Annotated in this window: 22 protein-coding genes; 14 read left to right on the top strand and 8 right to left on the bottom strand. The window is 57.2% G+C overall.

Going from position 1 to position 21072, the window contains the following annotated elements:
• The 4 genes from cheZ (at nt 1) to EKN83_RS13400 (ending at nt 4404) form a co-directional block, all read left to right on the top strand.
• Nucleotides 1-645 (top strand): protein phosphatase CheZ, encoded by a 645-nt coding sequence (cheZ, locus tag EKN83_RS13415; RefSeq protein WP_008500432.1) that lies wholly within the window; start codon nt 1-3, stop codon nt 643-645.
• Between the two features lie 147 nt (nt 646-792).
• On the top strand, nt 793-1941 hold the full coding sequence (flhB, locus tag EKN83_RS13410) for a flagellar biosynthesis protein FlhB (RefSeq protein WP_025756937.1): 1149 nt from the start codon (nt 793-795) through the stop codon (nt 1939-1941).
• Nucleotides 1934-4012 (top strand): flagellar biosynthesis protein FlhA, encoded by a 2079-nt coding sequence (flhA, locus tag EKN83_RS13405; RefSeq protein ID WP_045285655.1) that lies wholly within the window; start codon nt 1934-1936, stop codon nt 4010-4012. Before flhB ends, flhA begins: the two co-directional genes overlap by 8 nt.
• Nucleotides 4012-4404 (top strand): flagellar protein FlhE, encoded by a 393-nt coding sequence (locus tag EKN83_RS13400; protein ID WP_025756936.1) that lies wholly within the window; start codon nt 4012-4014, stop codon nt 4402-4404. The genes flhA and EKN83_RS13400 overlap by 1 nt, the downstream gene beginning before the upstream one ends.
• A gap of 54 nt (nt 4405-4458) precedes the next feature.
• Here the strand turns inward: EKN83_RS13400 and argS are convergent, their stop codons facing one another.
• The gene (argS, locus tag EKN83_RS13395) at nt 4459-6192 is read right to left on the bottom strand and encodes an arginine--tRNA ligase (RefSeq protein ID WP_045285656.1); all 1734 of its coding nucleotides are present in this window, start codon (nt 6190-6192) and stop codon (nt 4459-4461) included.
• A gap of 239 nt (nt 6193-6431) precedes the next feature.
• Here argS and EKN83_RS13390 point away from each other — a divergent pair, with 239 nt between their 5' ends.
• Both EKN83_RS13390 and cutC read left to right on the top strand, forming a co-directional pair.
• The gene (locus tag EKN83_RS13390; RefSeq protein WP_045285657.1) at nt 6432-6992 is read left to right on the top strand and encodes a VOC family protein; all 561 of its coding nucleotides are present in this window, start codon (nt 6432-6434) and stop codon (nt 6990-6992) included.
• 78 nt (nt 6993-7070) lie between these two features.
• Complete coding sequence (gene cutC / locus EKN83_RS13385; RefSeq protein ID WP_126801110.1) at nt 7071-7814, top strand: copper homeostasis protein CutC; 744 nt, start codon at nt 7071-7073, stop codon at nt 7812-7814.
• Nucleotides 7815-8004: 190 nt separating this feature from the next.
• Here the strand turns inward: cutC and cmoB are convergent, their stop codons facing one another.
• The 5 genes from cmoB to EKN83_RS13360 are packed head-to-tail and all read right to left on the bottom strand — an operon-like array spanning nt 8005 to nt 11585.
• Nucleotides 8005-8976 (bottom strand): tRNA 5-methoxyuridine(34)/uridine 5-oxyacetic acid(34) synthase CmoB, encoded by a 972-nt coding sequence (gene cmoB / locus EKN83_RS13380; RefSeq protein WP_126801109.1) that lies wholly within the window; start codon nt 8974-8976, stop codon nt 8005-8007.
• The gene (gene cmoA, locus EKN83_RS13375; RefSeq protein ID WP_095450083.1) at nt 8973-9716 is read right to left on the bottom strand and encodes a carboxy-S-adenosyl-L-methionine synthase CmoA; all 744 of its coding nucleotides are present in this window, start codon (nt 9714-9716) and stop codon (nt 8973-8975) included. The genes cmoB and cmoA overlap by 4 nt, the downstream gene beginning before the upstream one ends.
• 40 nt (nt 9717-9756) lie before the next feature.
• Nucleotides 9757-10152, bottom strand: a complete 396-nt coding sequence (locus EKN83_RS13370; RefSeq protein WP_025756930.1) for an MAPEG family protein — start codon at nt 10150-10152, stop codon at nt 9757-9759.
• Between the two features lie 51 nt (nt 10153-10203).
• On the bottom strand, nt 10204-11022 hold the full coding sequence (locus tag EKN83_RS13365) for a DUF72 domain-containing protein (RefSeq protein ID WP_126801108.1): 819 nt from the start codon (nt 11020-11022) through the stop codon (nt 10204-10206).
• The gene (locus tag EKN83_RS13360) at nt 11019-11585 is read right to left on the bottom strand and encodes a hydrolase (RefSeq protein ID WP_025756928.1); all 567 of its coding nucleotides are present in this window, start codon (nt 11583-11585) and stop codon (nt 11019-11021) included. Before EKN83_RS13360 ends, EKN83_RS13365 begins: the two co-directional genes overlap by 4 nt.
• 263 nt (nt 11586-11848) lie before the next feature.
• On the opposite strand from EKN83_RS13360, the gene aspS reads away from it, so the two are divergent.
• The 6 genes from aspS (at nt 11849) to ruvB (ending at nt 17104) form a co-directional block, all read left to right on the top strand.
• Nucleotides 11849-13621 carry an aspartate--tRNA ligase gene (gene aspS / locus EKN83_RS13355; RefSeq protein WP_045286368.1) on the top strand — a complete coding sequence of 591 codons (1773 nt, stop codon included), beginning with the start codon at nt 11849-11851 and terminating at the stop codon, nt 13619-13621.
• A 1-nt stretch (nt 13622) separates the two neighbouring features.
• Entirely contained in the window at nt 13623-14066 is a 444-nt protein-coding gene (gene nudB / locus EKN83_RS13350) for a dihydroneopterin triphosphate diphosphatase (RefSeq protein ID WP_025756926.1), read from the top strand.
• Nucleotides 14067-14093: 27 nt separating this feature from the next.
• Nucleotides 14094-14834, top strand: coding sequence for a YebC/PmpR family DNA-binding transcriptional regulator (locus EKN83_RS13345; RefSeq protein ID WP_045286369.1), 741 nt, complete (start codon nt 14094-14096; stop codon nt 14832-14834).
• A 34-nt stretch (nt 14835-14868) separates the two neighbouring features.
• Nucleotides 14869-15390, top strand: a complete 522-nt coding sequence (gene ruvC, locus EKN83_RS13340; protein ID WP_014832404.1) for a crossover junction endodeoxyribonuclease RuvC — start codon at nt 14869-14871, stop codon at nt 15388-15390.
• 80 nt (nt 15391-15470) lie between these two features.
• On the top strand, nt 15471-16085 hold the full coding sequence (gene ruvA, locus EKN83_RS13335) for a Holliday junction branch migration protein RuvA (RefSeq protein ID WP_025756925.1): 615 nt from the start codon (nt 15471-15473) through the stop codon (nt 16083-16085).
• An 8-nt stretch (nt 16086-16093) separates the two neighbouring features.
• Complete coding sequence (ruvB, locus tag EKN83_RS13330) at nt 16094-17104, top strand: Holliday junction branch migration DNA helicase RuvB (protein WP_025756924.1); 1011 nt, start codon at nt 16094-16096, stop codon at nt 17102-17104.
• 54 nt (nt 17105-17158) lie between these two features.
• On the opposite strand, the gene znuB is transcribed toward ruvB, so the two are convergent.
• Both znuB and znuC read right to left on the bottom strand, forming a co-directional pair.
• Entirely contained in the window at nt 17159-17944 is a 786-nt protein-coding gene (gene znuB, locus EKN83_RS13325) for a zinc ABC transporter permease subunit ZnuB (RefSeq protein ID WP_025756923.1), read from the bottom strand.
• Nucleotides 17941-18696: a zinc ABC transporter ATP-binding protein ZnuC gene (gene znuC / locus EKN83_RS13320; RefSeq protein WP_047958960.1), complete on the bottom strand. Its 756-nt coding sequence runs from the start codon at nt 18694-18696 to the stop codon at nt 17941-17943. Before znuC ends, znuB begins: the two co-directional genes overlap by 4 nt.
• 77 nt (nt 18697-18773) lie before the next feature.
• Between znuC and znuA the strand changes: the two genes are divergently transcribed.
• Nucleotides 18774-19718, top strand: a complete 945-nt coding sequence (gene znuA / locus EKN83_RS13315; RefSeq protein WP_045286388.1) for a zinc ABC transporter substrate-binding protein ZnuA — start codon at nt 18774-18776, stop codon at nt 19716-19718.
• A 15-nt stretch (nt 19719-19733) separates the two neighbouring features.
• Nucleotides 19734-21053: a murein DD-endopeptidase MepM gene (mepM, locus tag EKN83_RS13310; RefSeq protein ID WP_126801107.1), complete on the top strand. Its 1320-nt coding sequence runs from the start codon at nt 19734-19736 to the stop codon at nt 21051-21053.
• Nucleotides 21054-21072 lie beyond the last annotated feature (19 nt).

The raw sequence follows: 21072 nt of genomic DNA, 5'->3' as shown, positions 1-21072 counted from the left end.
ATGATGCAACCTGCTATGAAACCCGTTGAAGAACACTCGCCGAGCGACATCATCGTACGCATCGGCAGCCTGACGCGCATGCTGCGTGACAGCCTGCGTGAGCTGGGACTGGATCAGGCAATTGCCGAAGCGGCGGAAGCGATCCCTGATGCCCGCGACCGCCTGGACTACGTCGTTCAGATGACCGCCCAGGCCGCGGAACGTGCGCTGAACAGCGTTGAAGCGTCACAACCGCACCAGGATGCGATGGAAAAGGGGGCGAAAGCACTGACCAAACGCTGGGATGAGTGGTTTGAGAACCCGATTGAGCTGGCGGATGCCCGCGAACTGGTGACCGATACCCGTCAATTCCTGGGGGATGTGCCGGGCCATACCAGCTTCACCAACGCCCAGCTGCTCGACATCATGATGGCGCAGGATTTCCAGGACCTCACCGGTCAGGTGATCAAGCGCATGATGGATGTGATCCAGGAGATTGAGCGTCAGCTGCTGATGGTGCTGCTGGAGAACATTCCGGAACCGGCTGCCCGTCCAAAACGCGAGAACGAAAGCCTGCTTAATGGTCCACAGCTCGACGCCAGCAAGGCGGGCGTGGTGGCAAGCCAGGATCAGGTCGACGATCTGCTGGACAGCCTCGGCTTCTGATGGTTCGTTCCGCCTCAGGAGGTCACGCCGCCTGAGGCGGTTTACGCCAGAATCACCGAAAAGAGCCCGAATAAACGGGCTTTTCCCGCCATTGGATTTCCGCTGCGCTGGCATGATACCCGTGACGTAATGGGCTGAGCATGCACTGTGGCAGAAGAGAACGACGACAAAACGGAAGCCCCCACACCCCACCGACTAGAAAAGGCGCGTGAGGAAGGGCAGATCCCCCGATCCCGAGAATTAACGTCCCTGCTGATCCTTATCGTAGGGGTGTGCATCATCTGGTGGGGTGGGGAGTCGCTCGCCCGCAAGCTGGCGGGAATGCTCTCAACCGGCTTACGTTTTGACCACAGTATGGTCAACGACCCGAATCTGATCCTCAGCCAGATTATTCAGCTGATAAAAGGGGCGATGGTCGCGTTGCTGCCGCTGATTACCGGGGTCGTGCTGGTTGCGCTGGTCTCTCCGGTCATGCTCGGCGGTCTGGTCTTTAGCGCCAAATCGCTGCAACCGAAATTTTCCAAGCTGAACCCGCTGCCGGGCATTGCGAAAATGTTCTCTGCGCAAACCGGGGCTGAGCTGCTTAAAGCCATTCTCAAATCGGTACTGATGGGCAGTTCCGCGGGGTTTTACCTCTGGTACCACTGGCCGGAAATGATGCGCCTTATCAGCGAATCGCCTCTCACCGCGATGAGCAATGCGCTGAACCTGGTTGGACTCTGCGCGCTGCTGGTGGTGCTCAGCATTATCCCGATGGTGGGTTTTGACGTGATTTTCCAGCTGTATAGCCACTTCAAGAAACTGCGGATGTCACGTCAGGATATCCGTGACGAATACAAGCAGATGGAAGGTGACCCGCACGTGAAAGGGCGTATCCGCCAGATGCAGCGTGCCGCCGCCCGTCGCCGCATGATGGACGACGTGCCGAAGGCCGACGTCATCGTCACCAACCCGACACACTACTCCGTTGCGCTGCGCTATGACGAAAACAAAATGAGCGCGCCGAAAGTGGTGGCGAAAGGGGCGGGGCTGATCGCGCTGCGTATTCGTGAAATTGGCACTGAACACCGTGTGCCGATCCTCGAAGCCCCACCGCTGGCGCGTGCCCTTTACCGTCATGCGGATATTGGACAACAGATCCCGGGACAACTCTACGCCGCCGTGGCGGAAGTGCTGGCCTGGGTATGGCAGTTGAAGCGCTGGCGTCTGGCCGGTGGTCAACGGCCTGTGAAACCTGAGAACCTTCCGGTGCCTGCCGCGCTGGATTTTATGAACGAGAAGGACACTGATGGCTAATCTGGTGGCAATGTTGCGCCTGCCCGGCAACCTGAAATCGACCCAATGGCAGATCCTTGCCGGGCCGATTCTGATCCTGCTAATTCTGTCGATGATGGTATTGCCGCTCCCGGCGTTCATCCTCGATCTGCTTTTCACATTCAATATTGCGCTGTCCATTATGGTGCTGCTGGTGGCGATGTTCACCCAGCGTACCCTGGAGTTCGCCGCGTTCCCGACCATTCTGCTGTTTACCACCTTGCTCCGCCTGGCGCTGAACGTGGCGTCCACGCGTATTATCCTGATGGAAGGCCACACCGGTGCGGCAGCGGCAGGTAAAGTGGTGGAAGCGTTCGGCCACTTCCTGGTGGGCGGTAATTTCGCTATCGGGATCGTGGTGTTCGTTATCCTCGTTATCATCAACTTTATGGTTATCACCAAAGGTGCGGGGCGTATCGCGGAAGTGGGCGCGCGTTTCGTGCTGGACGGGATGCCGGGCAAGCAGATGGCGATCGACGCCGACCTGAACGCCGGGCTTATCGCCGAAGATGAAGCCAAAAAACGCCGTGCGGAAGTGACCCAGGAGGCGGACTTCTACGGCTCGATGGACGGTGCAAGTAAGTTTGTGCGCGGTGACGCCATCGCCGGCATTCTGATCATGGTGATTAACGTGGTCGGCGGCCTGCTGGTGGGGGTACTGCAGCACGGGATGGACATGGGCCACGCGGCGGAAAGCTATACGCTGCTGACCATTGGTGACGGTCTGGTCGCCCAGATCCCGGCACTGGTGATCTCCACCGCCGCGGGTGTGATTGTCACCCGCGTGAGTACCGATCAGGACGTTGGCGAGCAGATGGTGGGCCAGCTGTTCAGCAACCCGCGCGTCATGCTGCTGGCTGCGGCGGTTCTCGGGTTACTCGGTCTGGTGCCGGGGATGCCAAACCTCGTCTTCCTGCTGTTTACGGCAGCTCTGCTGGGGCTTGCCTGGTGGATGCGCGGCCGTGAAACCAAACCGTCGGCGGAACCTGTTCCGGTCAAGATGCCGGAGAACACCCAGGCCGTCGAAGCCACCTGGAACGATGTGCAGCTGGAAGATTCCCTGGGCATGGAGGTGGGGTATCGCCTGATCCCGATGGTCGATTTCCAGCAGGATGGCGAGCTGCTTGGCCGAATTCGCAGTATCCGTAAAAAATTCGCCCAGGATATGGGCTTCCTGCCGCCGGTGGTACATATCCGGGACAATATGGATCTTCCGCCTGCGCGCTACCGCATTCTGATGAAAGGTGTCGAAATTGGCAGCGGCGATGCCTATCCAGGCCGCTGGCTGGCGATTAACCCGGGCACTGCCGCAGGCACGCTGCCGGGGGAACAAACGACCGATCCGGCCTTTGGTCTGGCCGCTATCTGGATTGAAAGCGCCCTGAAAGAGCAGGCGCAGATTCAGGGGTATACGGTGGTAGAAGCCAGTACCGTGGTGGCGACCCATCTTAACCACCTGATTGGACAATTCTCGGCGGAGCTGTTTGGCCGTCAGGAAGCGCAGCAGCTGCTGGATCGCGTGACCCAGGAGATGCCGAAGCTGACCGAAGATCTGGTCCCGGGCGTGCTGACGTTAACCACGCTGCACAAGGTGCTGCAAAATCTGCTCGACGAAAAAGTACCGATCCGCGATATGCGTACCATTCTGGAAACCCTGGCCGAGCATGCGCCGTTACAAAGCGATCCGCACGAGCTGACGGCGGTGGTGCGTGTGGCGCTGGGCCGGGCGATCACCCAGCAGTGGTTCCCGGGAACCGGGGAAGTGCAGGTTATTGGCCTCGATACGCCGCTTGAGCGTCTGCTGCTGCAGGCCCTGCAGGGCGGCGGCGGGCTGGAGCCGGGTCTGGCGGATCGTCTGCTGGCGCAAACGCAGGAGGCGCTGGCGCGTCAGGAGATGCTGGGAGCGCCACCGGTGCTGTTGGTGAATCATGCGCTGCGTCCGCTGCTGTCGCGCTTCCTGCGTCGTAGCCTGAATCAGCTGGTGGTGCTGTCGAATCTGGAACTGTCGGATAACCGTCATATCCGCATGACAGCCACGATTGGAGGAAAATAATGCGTAAATGGTTATGGGTTTTGTTCTTCCCGCTGGCGGCACAGGCTGCCGGGGGAGGTACCTGGCAGGCAAGCAGCATGGGTGTGACGCTCAGCAACCGGGGCGTCGCCATGTCGTCTAACCCGCTGTCGCCGTCTGAAGCGGTTTCCGGTCTGATGGGGCTGGTGGTCTGGAACTACAGGCTGATTGGCCCCACACCTGCCGGGCTGCAGGTGCGTCTCTGCTCTCAGACGCGCTGTACGGAAATCGATGGCGAAAGTGGTACGACCCAAGCGTTTAACGGCGTGCCGGCAATCGAACCTTTACGTTTTATCTGGGAAGTTCCGGGCGGTGGACGTTTGATCCCGGCGCTGAAAGTGCAGAGTAATTCCGTTATCGTGAACTACCGCTGACGGTCGCACCGTCAGGGCATAAAAGAAAACCCGGCGATTGCCGGGTTTCTTTTTTTACATACGCTCTACGGTTTCGATACCGAGGGTATCCAGACCCAGCTTCAGGGTCTTCGCCGTCAGCTGCGCCAGCTTCAGGCGGCTGTTACGGACCGCTTCATTTTCCGCAGACAGAATAGGGCAGTGCTCGTAGAAGCCGGAGAACAGGCCCGCCAGATCGTACAGGTAAGCACACATCACGTGCGGTGTGCCGTCACGCGCGACAACCGTAAGCGTCTCTTCGAACTGCAGCAGACGCGCCGCCAGCTGCGCTTCACGATCTTCGGTGATGGTCACTGTCGCATTCGCCAGCACGCTTTCGTCAATATTGGCTTTACGGAATACGGACAGCACGCGGGTGTAAGCGTACTGCATGTATGGCGCGGTATTGCCTTCAAAGGCCAGCATGTTATCCCAGTCGAAGATATAGTCGGTGGTACGGTTCTTGGAAAGATCCGCGTATTTCACCGCACCGATACCCACGGCGTTGGCCAGTTTTTCCAGCTCATCGGCAGGCATATCCGGGTTCTTCTCGGCCACCAGACGGCGGGCGCGTTCCAGCGCTTCGTCCAGCAGATCGGAGAGTTTCACGGTACCGCCCGCGCGGGTTTTGAACGGCTTGCCGTCTTTGCCCAGCATCATGCCGAACATGTGGTGCTCCAGCGGCACGCTATCCGGTACGTAACCGGCTTTACGCACAATCGTCCACGCCTGCATCAGGTGCTGATGCTGACGGGAGTCGATGTAATACAACACGCGGTCGGCGTGCAGCGTTTCGTAACGGTATTTCGCGCAGGCGATATCGGTAGTGGTGTAGAGGTAGCCGCCATCCTTTTTCTGGATGATCACGCCCATCGGTTCGCCTTCCTTATTTTTGTACTCATCAAGGAACACAACCGTTGCGCCTTCGCTCTCAACCGCCAGGTTTTTCGCTTTCAAATCAGCCACAATACCCGGCAGCATTGGGTTGTACAGGCTTTCACCCATCACGTCGTCACGGGTCAGGGTGACGTTAAGACGGTTATAGGTGAGCTGGTTCTGAGACATGGTAATGTCAACCAGCTTGCGCCACATCTCGAGGAAGTATTGATCGCCGCCCTGCAGTTTTACCACGTAGCTACGCGCGCGTTCGGCAAAGGCTTCGTCTTCGTCGTAGTGTTTTTTGGCTTCGCGATAGAACCCTTCCAGGTCCGCCAGCGCCATTTCACCCGCGTTTTCCTGCTGCTGTTTTTCCAGGTAAGCAATCAGCATGCCGAACTGCGTACCCCAGTCGCCCACGTGATTCGCGCGGATCACCTTGTGACCAAGGAATTCGAGCGTACGCACCGCGGCATCACCGATGATGGTGGAGCGCAGGTGGCCAACGTGCATCTCTTTCGCCACGTTCGGGGCGGAGTAGTCGATGACCACGGTCTGCGCTTGTGGCCGGGAAACACCCAGACGGTCAGATTTCAGTGCCGCGTCAACGTGGCTTGCCAGGAACGCAGGATCCAGGAAGATATTAATAAAGCCCGGGCCGGCAATTTCAGTTTTGCTGGCAATGCCGGAGAGATCCAGATGCGTCAGTACCTGCTCAGCGAGTTGTCGCGGCGGCATGCCCAGTTTTTTAGCCACTGCCATCACGCCATTAGCCTGATAGTCGCCAAACTGTACTTTTGCTGACTGACGAACCTGCGGTTCGCAATCCGCAGGCGCGCCTGCGGCAATCAGTGCCTGACTGACTTTTTCGGAGAGAAGAGCCTGAATATTCACCTGGATACCTTACGTTTTTGATGCGGGCCTACAACCGCCCGCGCCAGTTAAAGAATTTAGGGCGGGAGTATACTGCAAATGCCCTCTGGCGTCAGCATCGCGGGGGCCGAAGATTGCTCAGAATCCAGGCTAAGAAGGTGTGCATAATCATGCAGTCATAAAAAGCCGTATTCAGCGGTTGGTCAAAACAGGGCAACAGAGTAAATTAGCGGCTTTGCGACACGATAAGAGACTGACTTATGGCGAACTGGCAATCCATTGACGAACTGCATGATATTTCCGCAGATTTACCGCGCTTCACCCAGGCGTTCACAGAACTTGCCACCCGTCTTGGTCTGGATATCGCGCCGCTTGAGGCCGATCACATCTCTTTGCGCTGCCATCAGAATGCGACCGCCGATCGCTGGCGTCGCGGGTTCGAACAGTGTGGCGAGTTACTCTCTGAGAACATCATTAATGGCCGTCCGATTTGCCTGTTCAAACTGCACCAGCCGGTCTGCGTGGCGCACTGGCAATTTACCGTGGTTGAACTGCCGTGGCCGGGCGAGAAACGCTATCCGCACGAAGGCTGGGAACACATCGAAATTGTCCTGCCGGGTGAGCCTGAAACACTGAACGCGCGCGCGCTGGCGCTGTTATCTGACGAAGGCTTAAGCCAGCCGGGGATTTATGTGAAAACGAGCTCCCCCAAAGGCGAACGCGAGCGGTTACCTAACCCGACGCTTGCCGTCACTGACGGACAGGTCACGGTGAAGTTTCATCCGTGGACCATTGAGCAGATTGTTGCCAGTGAAGCGTAAGAGATGTGAGTTCACGCCGGGACTGAAAACGGCCGGCGTGTCATGATGATTCGTTAAGTGGGATTTCAGGAGGATTAAATGGCGCTGCTGGAGATTTGTTGTTACAGCGTGGAGTGTGCCGTGACCGCGCAAAAACACGGAGCTGACCGCATCGAACTGTGCGCAGCCCCCAAAGAGGGCGGGCTGACGCCCTCGTACGGCGTGTTGACGTCTGCCCGTGAGGCCATCACCGTTCCCGTTCACCCGATTATTCGTCCTCGCGGCGGCGATTTTTGTTACACGCCGGGTGAGTTCTGCGCCATGCTTGAAGATATCGCCCTCGTGCGCGATCTGGGGTTCCCCGGTCTGGTCATTGGTCTGCTTAATGAAGACGGTGAAATCGATCTGCCGCGTATGCGTCAGGTCATGGACGCCGCGAAAGGAATGGCCGTCACGTTTCATCGTGCGTTTGATATGTGTAAAAACCCCCTGCAAGCCTTTGATACGCTGGGCGAACTGGGCGTGGCGCGCATTCTGACATCCGGGCAGCAGGCGTCTGCTGAAAAGGGACTGCAATTAATTACGGAACTAAAAGCCCATTCCGGTGTTCCAATAATAATGGCGGGTGCGGGAGTCCGTGCCAGCAATCTGGAACGGTTTTTAAACGCCGGGGTTGAAGAGCTGCACAGCTCGGCAGGCAAATGGATGCCGTCGCCCATGCGTTATCGCAATACAGGATTGTCAATGTCGACGGATGCTGAAGCGGATGAGTACTCACGCTACGGTGTAGAGGGAGAGTCGGTTGCGGAAATGAAGTCGCTGATTGAGCGCCATCACGTGTAGCAACGTACCGATTTTTACCGCGCATCATGTCGCCCAATATGATGCTTGCTTGTACCAGGCCCCTGCAATTTCAACAGGGGCCTTTTTTTATTCGCCATTCGCCCCTCACCCCGACCCTCTCCCCAAAGGGGCGAGGGTGTAATCGTCCCCTCTCCCCTTTGGGGAGAGGGTTAGGGTGAGGGGATAAATACTACGGCTTCGTGGCAATCAGCACCGCACGTATCGGGGCGGGATAGCCTTCAATGGTTTTGCTGCGATCGGCCGGGTCGAGGAACTGCTCCAGCGATTCGGTGACCATCCAGTCGGTGCGGCGCTGTTCCTCGATGGAGGTCACGCTGACGTCGGCAATCCGTACATCCACAAACCCGCACTTCTCCAGCCAGTTCTTCAGCGCCAGCGCGGAAGGGATGAAGTAAACGTTGCGCATCTGCGCGTAGCGGTCACCCGGCACCAGAACGGTATTTTCGTCACCTTCCACCACCAGCGTTTCCAGCACCAGTTCACCGCCGCTGACCAGCTGATCCTTAAGCTGCCATAAATGCTCCAGCGGAGAGCGGCGATGGTAAAGCACGCCCATGGAGAACACGGTATCAAAGGCTTTCAGAGCCGGGAGCTGCTCAATGCCCAGCGGCAGCAGGTGCGCGCGCTGGTCGTTACCCAGCAGTTTACGCACCGCTTCAAACTGGCACAGGAAGAGCTGCATCGGGTCAATACCCACTGCCAGATGCGCCCCTGCGCCAATCATGCGCCACATGTGGTAACCGCTGCCGCAGCCGACGTCCAGAATGGTGCGCCCTGTCAGGTCGGAAAGATGCGGCAGAACGCGATCCCATTTCCAGTCAGAGCGCCATTCGGTATTGATGTTCACGCCGTAAAGGGAAAATGGCCCTTTACGCCACGGCATCAGGTTACGCATCAGCGTTTCGATGCGGTTGACCTGACCTGCCGGAAGCGGCTCTGCGCTCTCGGCAGTCACACTGTGCAGGAGATCCAGACGATGCGGGGTCAGCTCGGGCAGGTATTCCACCGCATTCGACCACTGTTTTAACAGGCCGTGCTGCTGGTCCCGCTGCCAGGCGGCAATTTGCGCAGGCAGCGTCTCCAGCCAGTGGGAGAGCGGGCTTTTGGCAATCAGCTGATAAAAGTTGCTGAACTCAATCATGCCGCATTCCCCGCTTTCAGCGCCACCAGAGAGCCAAAGTTGAAGCACTGGAACCACAGTTCACTGTGCTCAAAACCGGCCTGACGCAGGCGCGCTTTGTGGGTTTCCACGGAGTCCGTCAGCATCACGTTTTCGAGCATGCTGCGTTTCTGGCTGATCTCCAGCTCGCTGTAGCCGTTCGCACGCTTGAAATCGTGGTGCATATTGAACAGCAGCTCGCCAACCTCGGCATCTTCAAAGCTGAATTTCTCTGAGAGCACCAGCGCGCCGCCAGGATTCAGCCCCTTATAAATTTTGTCCAGCAGACGCTGGCGGTCTTCAGGCACCAGGAACTGCAGGGTGAAATTCAGCACCACCATCGACGCGTTATTGATCTCGATATCACGGATATCGCCTTCCACCACCTCCACCGGAACAGGGGCTTTGTACGCGTCAATATGGCGACGGCAGCGTTCCACCATGGCCGGGGAATTATCGACGGCGATGATCCGACAGCCTTCGTGGTGAACATTACGACGAACCGACAGCGTTGCCGCGCCGAGCGAGCAGCCCAGGTCATAGACCTGCGTGCCGGGTTGAACGAAGCGCTCAGCCAGCATGCCGATCATAGAGATAATATTGGAATAACCGGGAACAGAGCGCTGGATCATATCCGGGAAGACTTCAGCTACCCGTTCATCGAAGGTCCAGTCGCCCAGGCTGGCGATAGGCGCGGAAAAAAGCGTGTCGCGATCTGACATAACGTAAAAATCCGGGAAAAATAAAGTGGCGTATTGTGCGCTAATGGAGGGAGAAAACCAACTCCCACGGCATATACCACAGGTTAGCCAGCACCATCAGCAAAAGTGAACACCAGGTCGCACTCATGCCGGAACGACGCCAGCGGAACAGGCGATGGTGAAAGCCATAATAATGCATTAGCCGGCCAGCAATCAGCAGCAGGCCACAGATGTGTACCATCCAGGTTTCTGCGCCATTCATCTCCATAAAAAGCAACAGAATTAATCCCGCGGGGATATATTCAACCGCATTGCCGTGAATGCGGATAGCGCTTTGTAGCTCGGAAAATCCGCCGTCGCCGTAAGAGACGCGGTACTGCGTTCTGAGGCGCACAACATCAAATGAAAACTTAATCAGCAGTAACGCACCTAACACCGCATACAGCGCGCTGACCATACAAACTCCCTGTTTTTGGCAGATGGCACCTCCCTATGATAGGGGGTGATATCAGAAAAGAGAAGATTGTTGTGGAATGGAAGGGGCGCTTCCTACGGCCGGGACCGCAGCCTGCAAGGCCTGCCACAGAGCATCGACCAGTTCGGGTGCCTGGGCGATATCCGGCGTGTGCAAAAAGAGATACGGTGTGGTGGTCTGTTCCCACTTCGCTAATGTCTGCAGCCAGACGGCGAACATCGCCTGGTTTTGCTGCATATTATCGCTGCCGATAAACCTGACCATCGGGTTCTGCGCGGTCACAATGGCGTGAACCGGCACTTTCGGTTTTTTGCGCTGGGCATCCACAATCGCTTCACTGTGCGGGATGGCGCTGTGGACGGGGCGGCTGTCGAGGATCACCCGGTTAACGGAACGCTCAAGCAGGCCGCGATTGAGAGCTTTTTCCGCTTCGCCCTTCGCAAAGAATTGCGGATGTCGGACTTCAACGCCGTAGGTGAAGTCACGGGGCAGGGCATCCAGAAACTGCCAGAGCGCAGGCAGATCGCGCGGGGCAAAGGTGGCGGGAAGCTGGAGCCAGTACTGACCAATGCGGTTCGCCAGCGGCGACATGCGCATAAAAAATTCTTCGGTTAACTCTCCGCAGTTGCGCAGCGCGGCCTGGTGGGAAATGGTGGCCGGAAACTTGAAGCAGAAGCGGAAGTCATCCGTCGTTTGTTCCCGCCAGCGCGTAACAACCTCTGCTTTGGGGAGCGCATACAGGGTGGTGTTACCCTCGACACAGTTGAAGTGTCGGGCATACTCCTCAAGGCTGGTGATGCCAAGTCGCACCCATTTCGGGTGCGACCACTGGGGCAAACCCACATACATCATAGCGCGCGTAAAATCTCATCTGTGCTGCGCACGCGGCCAATGCGCGGGAAGATATGGGTCATGCTGCCCTGGTGCTGTTCCGCGGTGGCTGCGCTGCAGGCATCTTCGGCAATCACCAGATTAAAGCCCAGCTCCCATGCGTTACGGGCGGTAGATTCCACGCCGATGTTGGTGGAAATGCCGCACAGGATAATGGTGTCGATGCCGCGACGGCGCAGCTGTAGCTCGAGATCGGTGCCGTAAAATGCGCCCCACTGACGTTTAGTCACTTCAATGTCGCTGTCGCGTTTGCCGAGTGAGACCGGGTACGTCCACCAGTTTTCCGGCAGGGCACGCGCAGGAGCCTGTGCGTCAACGGGCTGTTTTAACGCTTCGGCGTAATCGGCTGACCAGCCGACACGGACCAAAACCACCGGGGCACCGCTGGCGCGACATTTTTCCGCCAGGCGAGCGGCGCGGCTTACCACGTCGTCCGCGCTGTGCGGGCCACCGGCAAAGGGCAGTATGCCTTCCTGTAAATCAATCACCACAAGCGCGGTTTTGCTGGCATCAAATGTTAACATCGTTACTCCCGTTAAATTAACCACTTCCAGACACCATACGACGTGATGGCCTGTTATCGGTCGGATAATTTTGTTAATTTTTGTGAGAATAGACAATAAGCGTGCAGCAAACGACCGTCTGGCCGTGGTTCGCTCTTATCGTCCGGCGGAATTTCCAGTATAATAGCCGCCTTTTTTCATCCAGTTGTGACATACAGAAAGCTGCGACATAGTAGCCTGCACACCAGGCGACATTTAGCCTGCGGCTAATTAAGGGATATCTCATGCGTACAGAATATTGCGGGCAGCTGCGTCAGTCCCACGTCGGACAGCAGGTAACCCTGTGTGGTTGGGTCAACCGTCGTCGTGATCTTGGTAGCCTTATCTTCATCGATATGCGCGACCGCGAAGGTATCGTTCAGGTGTTCTTCGATCCGGATCGTGCGGACGCGTTGAAGCTGGCTTCTGAGCTGCGTAATGAGTTCTGCATTCAGGTCACCGGCACCGTGCGTGCGCGTGACGAGAAAAACGTCAACGCGGATATGGCGACCGGTGCCATTGAAGTGCTGGCGTCCGATCTGACGATCATCAACCGTGCTGAAGCGCTGCCGCTGGACTCCAACCACGTCAACACTGAAGAAGCGCGTCTGAAATACCGCTACCTGGATCTGCGTCGCCCGGAAATGGCTCAGCGCCTGAAAACGCGTGCGAAAATCACCAGCCTGGTGCGCCGTTTTATGGATGACCACGGTTTCCTCGACATCGAAACCCCGATGCTGACCAAAGCCACGCCGGAAGGCGCGCGCGATTACCTGGTGCCATCCCGCGTTCACAAAGGCAAATTCTACGCGCTGCCACAGTCTCCACAGCTGTTCAAACAGCTGCTGATGATGTCAGGCTTCGATCGCTATTATCAGATCGTGAAATGCTTCCGTGACGAAGACCTGCGTGCTGACCGCCAGCCAGAATTTACCCAGATCGATGTGGAAACCTCCTTCATGACCGCCGAACAGGTGCGTGAAGTGATGGAAGCGCTGGTGCGTAGCCTGTGGAACGACGTGAAAGGCGTTGAGCTGGGCGACTTCCCGATCATGACCTTCGCCGAAGCCGAGCGTCGCTACGGCTCTGATAAACCGGACCTGCGTAACCCGATGGAGCTGGTGGACGTGGCGGACCTGGTGAAATCCGTAGAGTTTGCGGTCTTTGCCGGCCCGGCTAACGACGCTAAAGGCCGTGTTGCTGCGCTTCGCGTACCGGGCGGTGCGGCACTGAGCCGTAAGCAGATTGACGACTACGGCAACTTCATCAAGATCTACGGCGCGAAAGGTCTGGCTTATATTAAAGTCACCGAGCGCGCGAAAGGCCTGGAAGGGATCACCAGCCCGGTCGCGAAATTCCTGAACGCGGAGATCGTGGAAGCGATCCTTGAGCGCACCGGCGCGCAGGACGGCGATATGATCTTCTTCGGCGCAGATAACAAGAAAATCGTTGCGGATGCGATGGGCGCGCTGCGTCTGAAGCTGGGTAAAGATCTGAACCTGACCGACGAGTCCAAATGGGCGCCGCTGTGGGTGATTGACTTCCCAATGTTCGAAGATGACGGCGAAGGCGGCCTGACCGCGATGCACCACCCGTTCACCTCGCCGAAAGACATGACGGCTGCAGAGCTGAAAGCGGCACCGGAAGATGCGGTCGCCAACGCCTACGATATGGTCATCAACGGCTACGAAGTGGGCGGCGGTTCCGTGCGTATTCACAGCGGTGAAATGCAGCAGACCGTGTTCGGTATCCTGGGCATCAACGAGCAGGAGCAGCGCGAGAAATTCGGCTTCCTGCTGGACGCGCTGAAATACGGTACGCCTCCGCATGCGGGTCTGGCCTTCGGTCTTGACCGTCTGACCATGCTGCTGACCGGCACCGATAACATCCGTGATGTTATTGCCTTCCCGAAAACCACCGCAGCAGCGTGTCTGATGACCGAAGCGCCAAGCTTTGCCAACCCGGCCGCGCTGGCTGAGCTGGGCATTGACGTGGTGAAGAAGGAAGAGAAAAACTGATATGACATATAAGCTTCCCGTTTCGGTCCTGGTGGTCATCTATGCAGAAGACACGAAGCGGGTGCTGATGTTGCAGCGGCGCGATGACCCTGATTTCTGGCAGTCGGTTACCGGCAGTCTGGAAGAGGGGGAAACCGCGTTGCAGGCCGCCGCGCGCGAAGTAAAGGAAGAGGTCGCCATTGATGTTGCCCGCGAGCAACTGACCCTGAAGGACTGTCAGCGTACGGTGGAGTTTGAAATTTTTAGCCATTTACGTCATCGCTACGCGCCGGGTACCGAGCGCAATACGGAGTCGTGGTTCTGTCTCGCGCTTCCCCATGAGAGGGAGATCGTGTTTACCGAACACCTGACCTACCGCTGGGTGAATGCGGCGGATGCCGCCGCACTGACCAAGTCGTGGAGCAACCGGCAGGCGATTGAAGAATTTGTAATTAACGCAGCCTGAGAAGGCGCGATTTTTGGAGAACTTTTTATGGCAGGTCATAGTAAGTGGGCCAACACCAAACACCGCAAAGCGGCACAGGATGCCAAGCGCGGTAAGATCTTTACTAAAATTATTCGCGAGCTGGTGACTGCAGCGCGTCTGGGCGGCGGCGATCCGGCTTCTAACCCGCGTCTGCGCGCGGCGGTGGATAAGGCGCTGTCTAACAACATGACGCGTGACACCCTGAACCGTGCTATTGCACGTGGCGTGGGCGGTGATGAAGACGCGAACATGGAAACCATCATTTATGAAGGTTACGGCCCTGGCGGTACCGCGGTGATGGTTGAATGTCTGTCTGACAACCGTAACCGTACCGTTGCAGAAGTGCGTCATGCCTTCAGCAAATGCGGTGGTAACCTGGGGACTGACGGTTCCGTGGCCTACCTGTTCAGCAAAAAAGGCGTCATCTCCTTCGAGAAAGGCGACGAAGATGTGATCATGGAAGCGGCGCTGGAAGCCGGTGCGGAAGACGTCGTGACCTACGATGATGGCGCAATTGATGTTTACACCGCGTGGGAAGAGATGGGTGCGGTGCGTGATGCGCTGGAAGCGGCGGGTCTGAAAGCGGACAACGCGGAAGTCTCCATGATCCCTTCCACCAAAGCAGACATGGATGCGGAAACCGCGCCGAAACTGCTGCGTCTGATCGACATGCTGGAAGACTGCGACGACGTGCAGGAAGTGTATCACAACGGTGAAATCTCTGATGAGGTTGCAGCGACTCTCTGATGAGAGCGTGTAGATCCGTTACAGGAGACGCGTGATGTCGATTATCCTCGGGATTGACCCTGGCTCACGCGTCACCGGTTATGGCGTCATCCGTCAGGTTGGACGCCAGCTAACCTACCTTGGCAGCGGGTGTATTCGCACCAAAGTGGACGATCTGCCGTCACGCCTGAAGCTTATCTATGCAGGCGTAACGGAGATCATCACCCAGTTTCAGCCAGATTATTTCGCCATCGAGCAGGTCTTTATGGCGAAAAACGCCGATTCGGCGTTAAAGCTCGGTCAGGCGCGGGGGGTGGCCATTGTGGCGGCGGTGAACCAGGATTTGCCGGTATTCGAATACGCGGCAAGACAGGTCAAGCAGACGGTGGTGGGGATTGGTAGCGCGGAGAAAAGCCAGGTACAGCACATGGTGCGGACCTTGCTGAAGCTTCCCGCGAACCCGCAGGCCGATGCCGCGGATGCGCTGGCTATCGCGATTACCCACTGCCACGTCAGCCAGAACGCGATGCAAATGAGCGAGTCGCGGCTCAATCTGGCGCGAGGCAGGTTACGATAATGACAAATCAGGCTGGATGTTTATCCAGCCTTTTTTTATTATGTCGGCAGTTAATTTCTTCCAGAACGCAGGAGCGTCACGTGATAGGCAGACTCAGAGGCATCATCATTGAAAAACAACCCCCGTTAGTGCTGCTGGAAGTGGGTGGCGTGGGCTATGAAGTCCATATGCCGATGACCTGTTTCTACGAGCTGCCGGACGCGGGCAAAGAGGCGATTGTCTTTACCCAGTTTGTGGTGCGTGAAGATGCGCAACTGCTGTACGGTTTCAATAACAAACAGGAGCGTACCCTGTTCCGCGAGTTGATTAAAACCAATGGGGTGGGGCCGAAACTGGCGCTGGCAATTCTATCCGGCATGTCAGCCCAGCAGTTTGTGAATGCCGTTGAGCGTGAAGATCCTGCGGCGCTGATTAAACTTCCTGGCATCGGCAAAAAAACCGCCGAGCGCCTGATTGTCGAGATGAAAGACCGCTTTAAAGGACTGCATGGCGATCTCTTCACACCGGCGGCCGATCTGGTACTGACGTCTCCTGGCGCGCCTGCGACGGATGATGACGCCGAGCAAGAAGCGGTTGCTGCGCTGGTGGCGCTGGGCTATAAACCTCAGGAGGCCAGCCGTATGGTGAGCAAAATTGCCAAACCGGATGCCAGCAGTGAAACCCTGATTCGTGAAGCGCTGCGCGCTGCATTGTGAGGTAAAGGATGATTGAAGCAGATCGCCTGGTATCGGCAGGCACCCTTCAGGCAGAAGATGTGGTGGATCGCGCGATCCGCCCGAAACTGCTTGATGAGTATATCGGCCAGCCGCAGGTCCGTTCCCAGATGGAAATTTTCATCCAGGCGGCAAAACTGCGCGGCGATGCGCTCGATCACCTGCTGATCTTTGGTCCTCCGGGGTTGGGGAAAACCACGCTGGCGAATATCGTCGCCAATGAGATGGGCGTCAATCTGCGCACCACCTCCGGCCCGGTGCTGGAGAAGGCGGGCGATCTGGCGGCGATGCTGACCAACCTCGAACCGCATGATGTACTGTTTATTGATGAGATCCACCGCCTGTCACCAGTGGTGGAAGAGGTGCTCTATCCGGCGATGGAAGATTACCAGCTGGATATCATGATCGGTGAAGGGCCGGCTGCGCGCTCTATCAAAATCGACCTCCCGCCGTTTACCCTGATTGGTGCCACCACCCGTGCCGGGTCGTTAACCTCTCCACTGCGTGACCGCTTTGGTATCGTGCAGCGCCTGGAGTTTTATCAGGTGCCGGACCTGCAGCATATTGTGGGACGCAGCGCGCGCTACATGGGGCTGGATATGAGCGAAGAAGGGGCGTTTGAAGTGGCGAAGCGCTCCCGCGGCACGCCGCGTATCGCTAACCGTCTGCTGCGCCGCGTGCGCGACTTTGCTGAAGTAAAGCATGATGGCACGATTTCAGCCGAGATTGCCGCGCAGGCGCTGGATATGCTGAACGTTGATGCTGAAGGTTTTGACTATATGGACCGCAAGCTGCTGCTGGCGGTGCTGGACAAGTTCTTTGGCGGTCCGGTCGGGCTGGATAACCTGGCGGCGGCGATCGGTGAAGAGCGCGAAACGATCGAAGATGTGCTTGAGCCGTATCTCATCCAGCAGGGGTTCCTGCAGCGCACCCCGCGTGGACGTATGGCGACGGTGCGGGCGTGGAATCATTTCGGCATTACGCCGCCGGCAATGCCCTGAGTGGGGAAGGGTTTTGTCGCCCCGGTAAGCGAAGCGCCACCGGGGACATGCTGACTACTGCGCGGTTTTTTTCATCATACTGAAAATAAACAACACCGCCGCGCTCAGCACCACGGACGGCCCCGCAGGCGTGTCATAGAATGCGGAGAAGGTTAATCCCCCCGTCACGGCAATCATGCCGACGATAACCGCCACGCCGGCCATCTGTTCCGGCGTACGCGCAAAACGACGCGCCGTGGCGGCCGGAATAATCAGCAGTGAGGTGATAATCAGCGCACCAACGAACTTCATCGCCACGCCTATGGTTAACGCCGTCACCAGCATCAGCAGCAGTTTTACACGCTGCAGCTTCACGCCGTCGACAAACGCCAGATCGGGGCTGACGGTCATCGCCAGCAGATTACGCCACTGCCAGAGCAAAATCCCCAGGACCACGATCACGCCAATGGCGATAGCGATCAGATCCTCCGGCGTCACGGCCAGCAGGTCGCCGAACAGGTAGGCCATCAGATCGACACGAATATTCGACATCAGACTGACCACCACCAGACCCAGGGACAGGGCGCTGTGCGCCATGATGCCCAGCAGCGTGTCGATGGCAAGGTGAGGGCGTTTTTCCAGCCAGACCAGACCGGCCGCGAGCAGCAGCGTGACGACAATCACCGCATAGAAGGGATTTACATCCAGCAGCAGTCCAAAGGCAACGCCCAACAGAGACGCATGCGCCAGGGTATCACCGAAATAGGACATTCTGCGCCACACCACAAACGAGCCCAGCGGCCCCGCGGCGCAGGCAAGCATAATCCCGGCCAGCCAGCCGGGCAGTAATAATTCAATCATGAGTGTCCATTTCCCCGACGCAGAACGATTCGTCCCTGTAAATCATGGCGATGATTATGATGATGGCGATAAATGCCCAGCTGTTCAGCGCCGCGAGGGCCGAACATGGAGATAAATTCCGGATGCATTGACACCACTTCAGGCGTGCCGGAACAGCAGATATGATGGTTGAGGCACAGCACTTCATCGGTTTTCGCCATCACCAGATGTAAATCGTGGGAGACCATCAGCACCGCGCAGTTCAGTTCCCGCCGCAGCTGGTCGATGAGGTCGTACAGCGCGACCTGGCCGTTAACATCCACCCCCTGGGTGGGCTCATCCAGAACCAGCAGCTGTGGGCTGCTCAACAGCGCGCGGGCAAGTAAAACACGTTGCGTTTCGCCGCCGGAGAGTTTTTGCAGCGGCGCATCGATAAGATGACCCGCCTGCACGCGTTTCAGTGCCGGGAGAATATCCGCTTTCCGCGTGCCGGGACGCAAACGCAGGAAACGGCTGACCGTCAGGGGCAGCGTGGCATCGAGGTGAAGTTTTTGCGGCACATAGCCGATTCGCAATTTTTCCTCTCGCGCGATCACGCCTTCATCGGGGACGACCAGACCCAGCACCACGCGCACCAGGGTCGATTTACCTGCGCCATTGGGGCCGAGCAGCGTTAGAATTTTACCGGGCTTCAGATCCAGCGACACGTCAGAGAGGACGCGGCGCTGACCAAATGAGACCGAAATATTTTCAAGAGAAACCAATGTCGTCATGTCATTTTAAGCTTGAAGAAGTCAACGAATGTTATAATATCACATTTCACGCATTCACTACGATGATTAGTCGCATTATGTTACATAAAAATACGCTTCTTTTCGCAGCATTATCCGCTGCCCTTTGGGGTACAACCGCACAAGATGTTAACGCTGCCGTTGTCGCTTCGCTTAAACCGCTCGGGTTCATCGCGTCGGCCATTGCTGATGGGGTGACACAGACTGAGGTTTTGCTCCCGGATGGGGCATCTGAGCATGACTATTCCCTGCGCCCTTCGGATGTAAAACGCTTACAAAACGCAGACTTAGTGGTCTGGATTGGACCAGAAATGGAAGCGTTTATGCAGAAGTCGGCAAAACAGATCGCGGGCGAAAAACAGGTCGCGATTGCCGCACTCCCCGGAGTGAAACCGCTGCTCATGAAAGGCGCGGATGACGACGGTGACGAACATGACCATCATCATGCTGACAGTGAAAAAGGTGATGAGGATCACCATCACGGCGAGTACAACATGCATCTTTGGCTTTCCCCAGAGATAGCGCGGCTTTCGGCGGTTGCAATCCATGACAAATTAGTGGAACTTATGCCGCAAAGTCGAGCCAAACTTGACGCCAACCTGAAGGATTTTGAGGCACAATTAGCCGCAACCGATAAGCAGGTAGGTAATGAGCTCGCACCGCTGAAAGGAAAAGGGTATTTCGTTTTTCATGACGCCTACGGCTATTACGAGAAACACTACGGCCTGACCCCGCTGGGTCATTTCACCGTCAACCCTGAAATTCAGCCTGGTGCGCAGCGTTTACATGAAATCAGAACACAGCTGGTTGAGCAAAAAGCAACATGCGTTTTTGCTGAGCCACAGTTCAGGCCAGCGGTCGTAGAAGCCGTGGCCAGGGGGACATCCGTGCGCATGGGGACCCTTGACCCGCTAGGAACGAATATCCAGTTGAGCAAAGCGAGCTATTCGCAGTTCCTCAGCCAACTGGCGAACCAGTATGCGAGCTGCCTGAAAGGAGATTAACGAGGAAGTGAATACGTGCAACAGATAGCCCGCTCTGTCGCTCTGGCATTTAACAATCTGCCCCGACCCCACCGCGTTATGCTGGGGTCGCTTACAGTTCTCACCTTAGCGGTCGCCGTCTGGCGGCCCTATGTTTACCACCCGAGTTCTGCCCCTATCATCAAAACCATAGAGCTTGAGAAGAGCGAAATCCGTTCTTTGCTGCCTGAAGCCAGTGAACCGATTGACCAGGCGGCCCAGGAAGATGAAGCCATCCCGCAGGATGAGCTGGACGATAAAACCGAAAACGAAGCGGGTATCCACGAATACGTTGTTTCAACCGGGGACACGCTCAGCAGCGTGCTGAACCAGTACGGCATCGACATGGGCAATATCAGCCAGCTGGCGGCTGCTGATAAAGATCTTCGCAACCTGAAAATCGGGCAACAGCTCTCCTGGACATTAACCGCGGACGGGGATTTGCAACGCCTGACCTGGGAAATGTCCCGCCGTGAAACCCGCACCTACGATCGCACTGCAAACGGTTTCAAGATGACCAGCGAAATGCAGAAGGGCGACTGGGTTAACAGCGTTCTGAAAGGTACCGTGGGCGCAAGCTTTGTCTCCAGCGCGCGCGATGCAGGATTGACCAGCGCTGAAATCAGTTCGGTAATTAAAGCCATGCAGTGGCAGATGGATTTCCGCAAACTGAAGAAGGGCGATGAGTTTTCCGTCCTGATGTCCCGCGAAATGCTGGATGGCAAGCGCGAACAAAGCCAGCTGCTGGGGGTACGTCTGCGCTCCGAGGGCAAAGATTACTACGCGATCCGTGCCGAAGATGGTAAGTTCTATGACCGCACCGGTACGGGACTGGCGAAAGGTTTCCTGCGCTTCCCGACAGCCAAACAGTTCCGCGTCTCCTCTAACTTTAACCCGCGTCGCCTGAACCCGGTCACCGGACGCGTCGCGCCGCACCGTGGCGTTGACTTCGCTATGCCGCAGGGCACGCCGGTACTGGCGGTAGGGGATGGTGAAGTGGTGGTCGCCAAACGTAGCGGTGCAGCCGGTTATTATGTCGCGGTGCGTCATGGCCGTACATATACCACTCGCTATATGCACCTGCGTAAGCTGCTGGTCAAACCGGGCCAGAAAGTGAAGCGTGGCGACCGTATCGCCATCTCCGGCAATACCGGACGTTCCACCGGCCCGCACCTGCACTATGAAGTGTGGATCAACCAGCAAGCGGTGAACCCGCTGACGGCGAAACTGCCGCGCACCGAAGGCCTGACGGGTAAAGATCGTACTGATTACCTGGCGCAGGTAAGAGAGGTGGTGCCGCAGCTGAGCTTAAACTAAGCTCCCTGTTTTTGTTAAA

Source organism: Enterobacter sp. WCHEn090032 (assembly GCF_003986875.1).
GTDB classification, from domain to species: domain Bacteria; phylum Pseudomonadota; class Gammaproteobacteria; order Enterobacterales; family Enterobacteriaceae; genus Enterobacter; species Enterobacter sichuanensis.
Note: the sequence above shows the minus strand (reverse complement) of the source record. Positions and strands in the feature narration are given on the sequence as shown.

Bases quoted from the DNA above. Each gene is read 5' to 3' on its own strand.
- cheZ (WP_008500432.1), top strand. From the start codon at position 1: ATGATGCAACCTGCTATGAAACCCGTTGAAGAACACTCGCCGAGCGAC.
- flhA (WP_045285655.1), top strand. From the start codon at position 1,934: ATGGCTAATCTGGTGGCAATGTTGCGCCTGCCCGGCAACCTGAAATCG.
- EKN83_RS13400 (WP_025756936.1), top strand. From the start codon at position 4,012: ATGCGTAAATGGTTATGGGTTTTGTTCTTCCCGCTGGCGGCACAGGCT.
- EKN83_RS13390 (WP_045285657.1), top strand. From the start codon at position 6,432: ATGGCGAACTGGCAATCCATTGACGAACTGCATGATATTTCCGCAGAT.
- cutC (WP_126801110.1), top strand. From the start codon at position 7,071: ATGGCGCTGCTGGAGATTTGTTGTTACAGCGTGGAGTGTGCCGTGACC.
- cmoB (WP_126801109.1), bottom strand. From the start codon at position 8,976: ATGATTGAGTTCAGCAACTTTTATCAGCTGATTGCCAAAAGCCCGCTC.
- cmoA (WP_095450083.1), bottom strand. From the start codon at position 9,716: ATGTCAGATCGCGACACGCTTTTTTCCGCGCCTATCGCCAGCCTGGGC.
- EKN83_RS13370 (WP_025756930.1), bottom strand. From the start codon at position 10,152: ATGGTCAGCGCGCTGTATGCGGTGTTAGGTGCGTTACTGCTGATTAAG.
- EKN83_RS13365 (WP_126801108.1), bottom strand. From the start codon at position 11,022: ATGATGTATGTGGGTTTGCCCCAGTGGTCGCACCCGAAATGGGTGCGA.
- EKN83_RS13360 (WP_025756928.1), bottom strand. From the start codon at position 11,585: ATGTTAACATTTGATGCCAGCAAAACCGCGCTTGTGGTGATTGATTTA.
- aspS (WP_045286368.1), top strand. From the start codon at position 11,849: ATGCGTACAGAATATTGCGGGCAGCTGCGTCAGTCCCACGTCGGACAG.
- nudB (WP_025756926.1), top strand. From the start codon at position 13,623: ATGACATATAAGCTTCCCGTTTCGGTCCTGGTGGTCATCTATGCAGAA.
- EKN83_RS13345 (WP_045286369.1), top strand. From the start codon at position 14,094: ATGGCAGGTCATAGTAAGTGGGCCAACACCAAACACCGCAAAGCGGCA.
- ruvC (WP_014832404.1), top strand. From the start codon at position 14,869: ATGTCGATTATCCTCGGGATTGACCCTGGCTCACGCGTCACCGGTTAT.
- ruvB (WP_025756924.1), top strand. From the start codon at position 16,094: ATGATTGAAGCAGATCGCCTGGTATCGGCAGGCACCCTTCAGGCAGAA.
- znuB (WP_025756923.1), bottom strand. From the start codon at position 17,944: ATGATTGAATTATTACTGCCCGGCTGGCTGGCCGGGATTATGCTTGCC.
- znuC (WP_047958960.1), bottom strand. From the start codon at position 18,696: ATGACGACATTGGTTTCTCTTGAAAATATTTCGGTCTCATTTGGTCAG.
- znuA (WP_045286388.1), top strand. From the start codon at position 18,774: ATGTTACATAAAAATACGCTTCTTTTCGCAGCATTATCCGCTGCCCTT.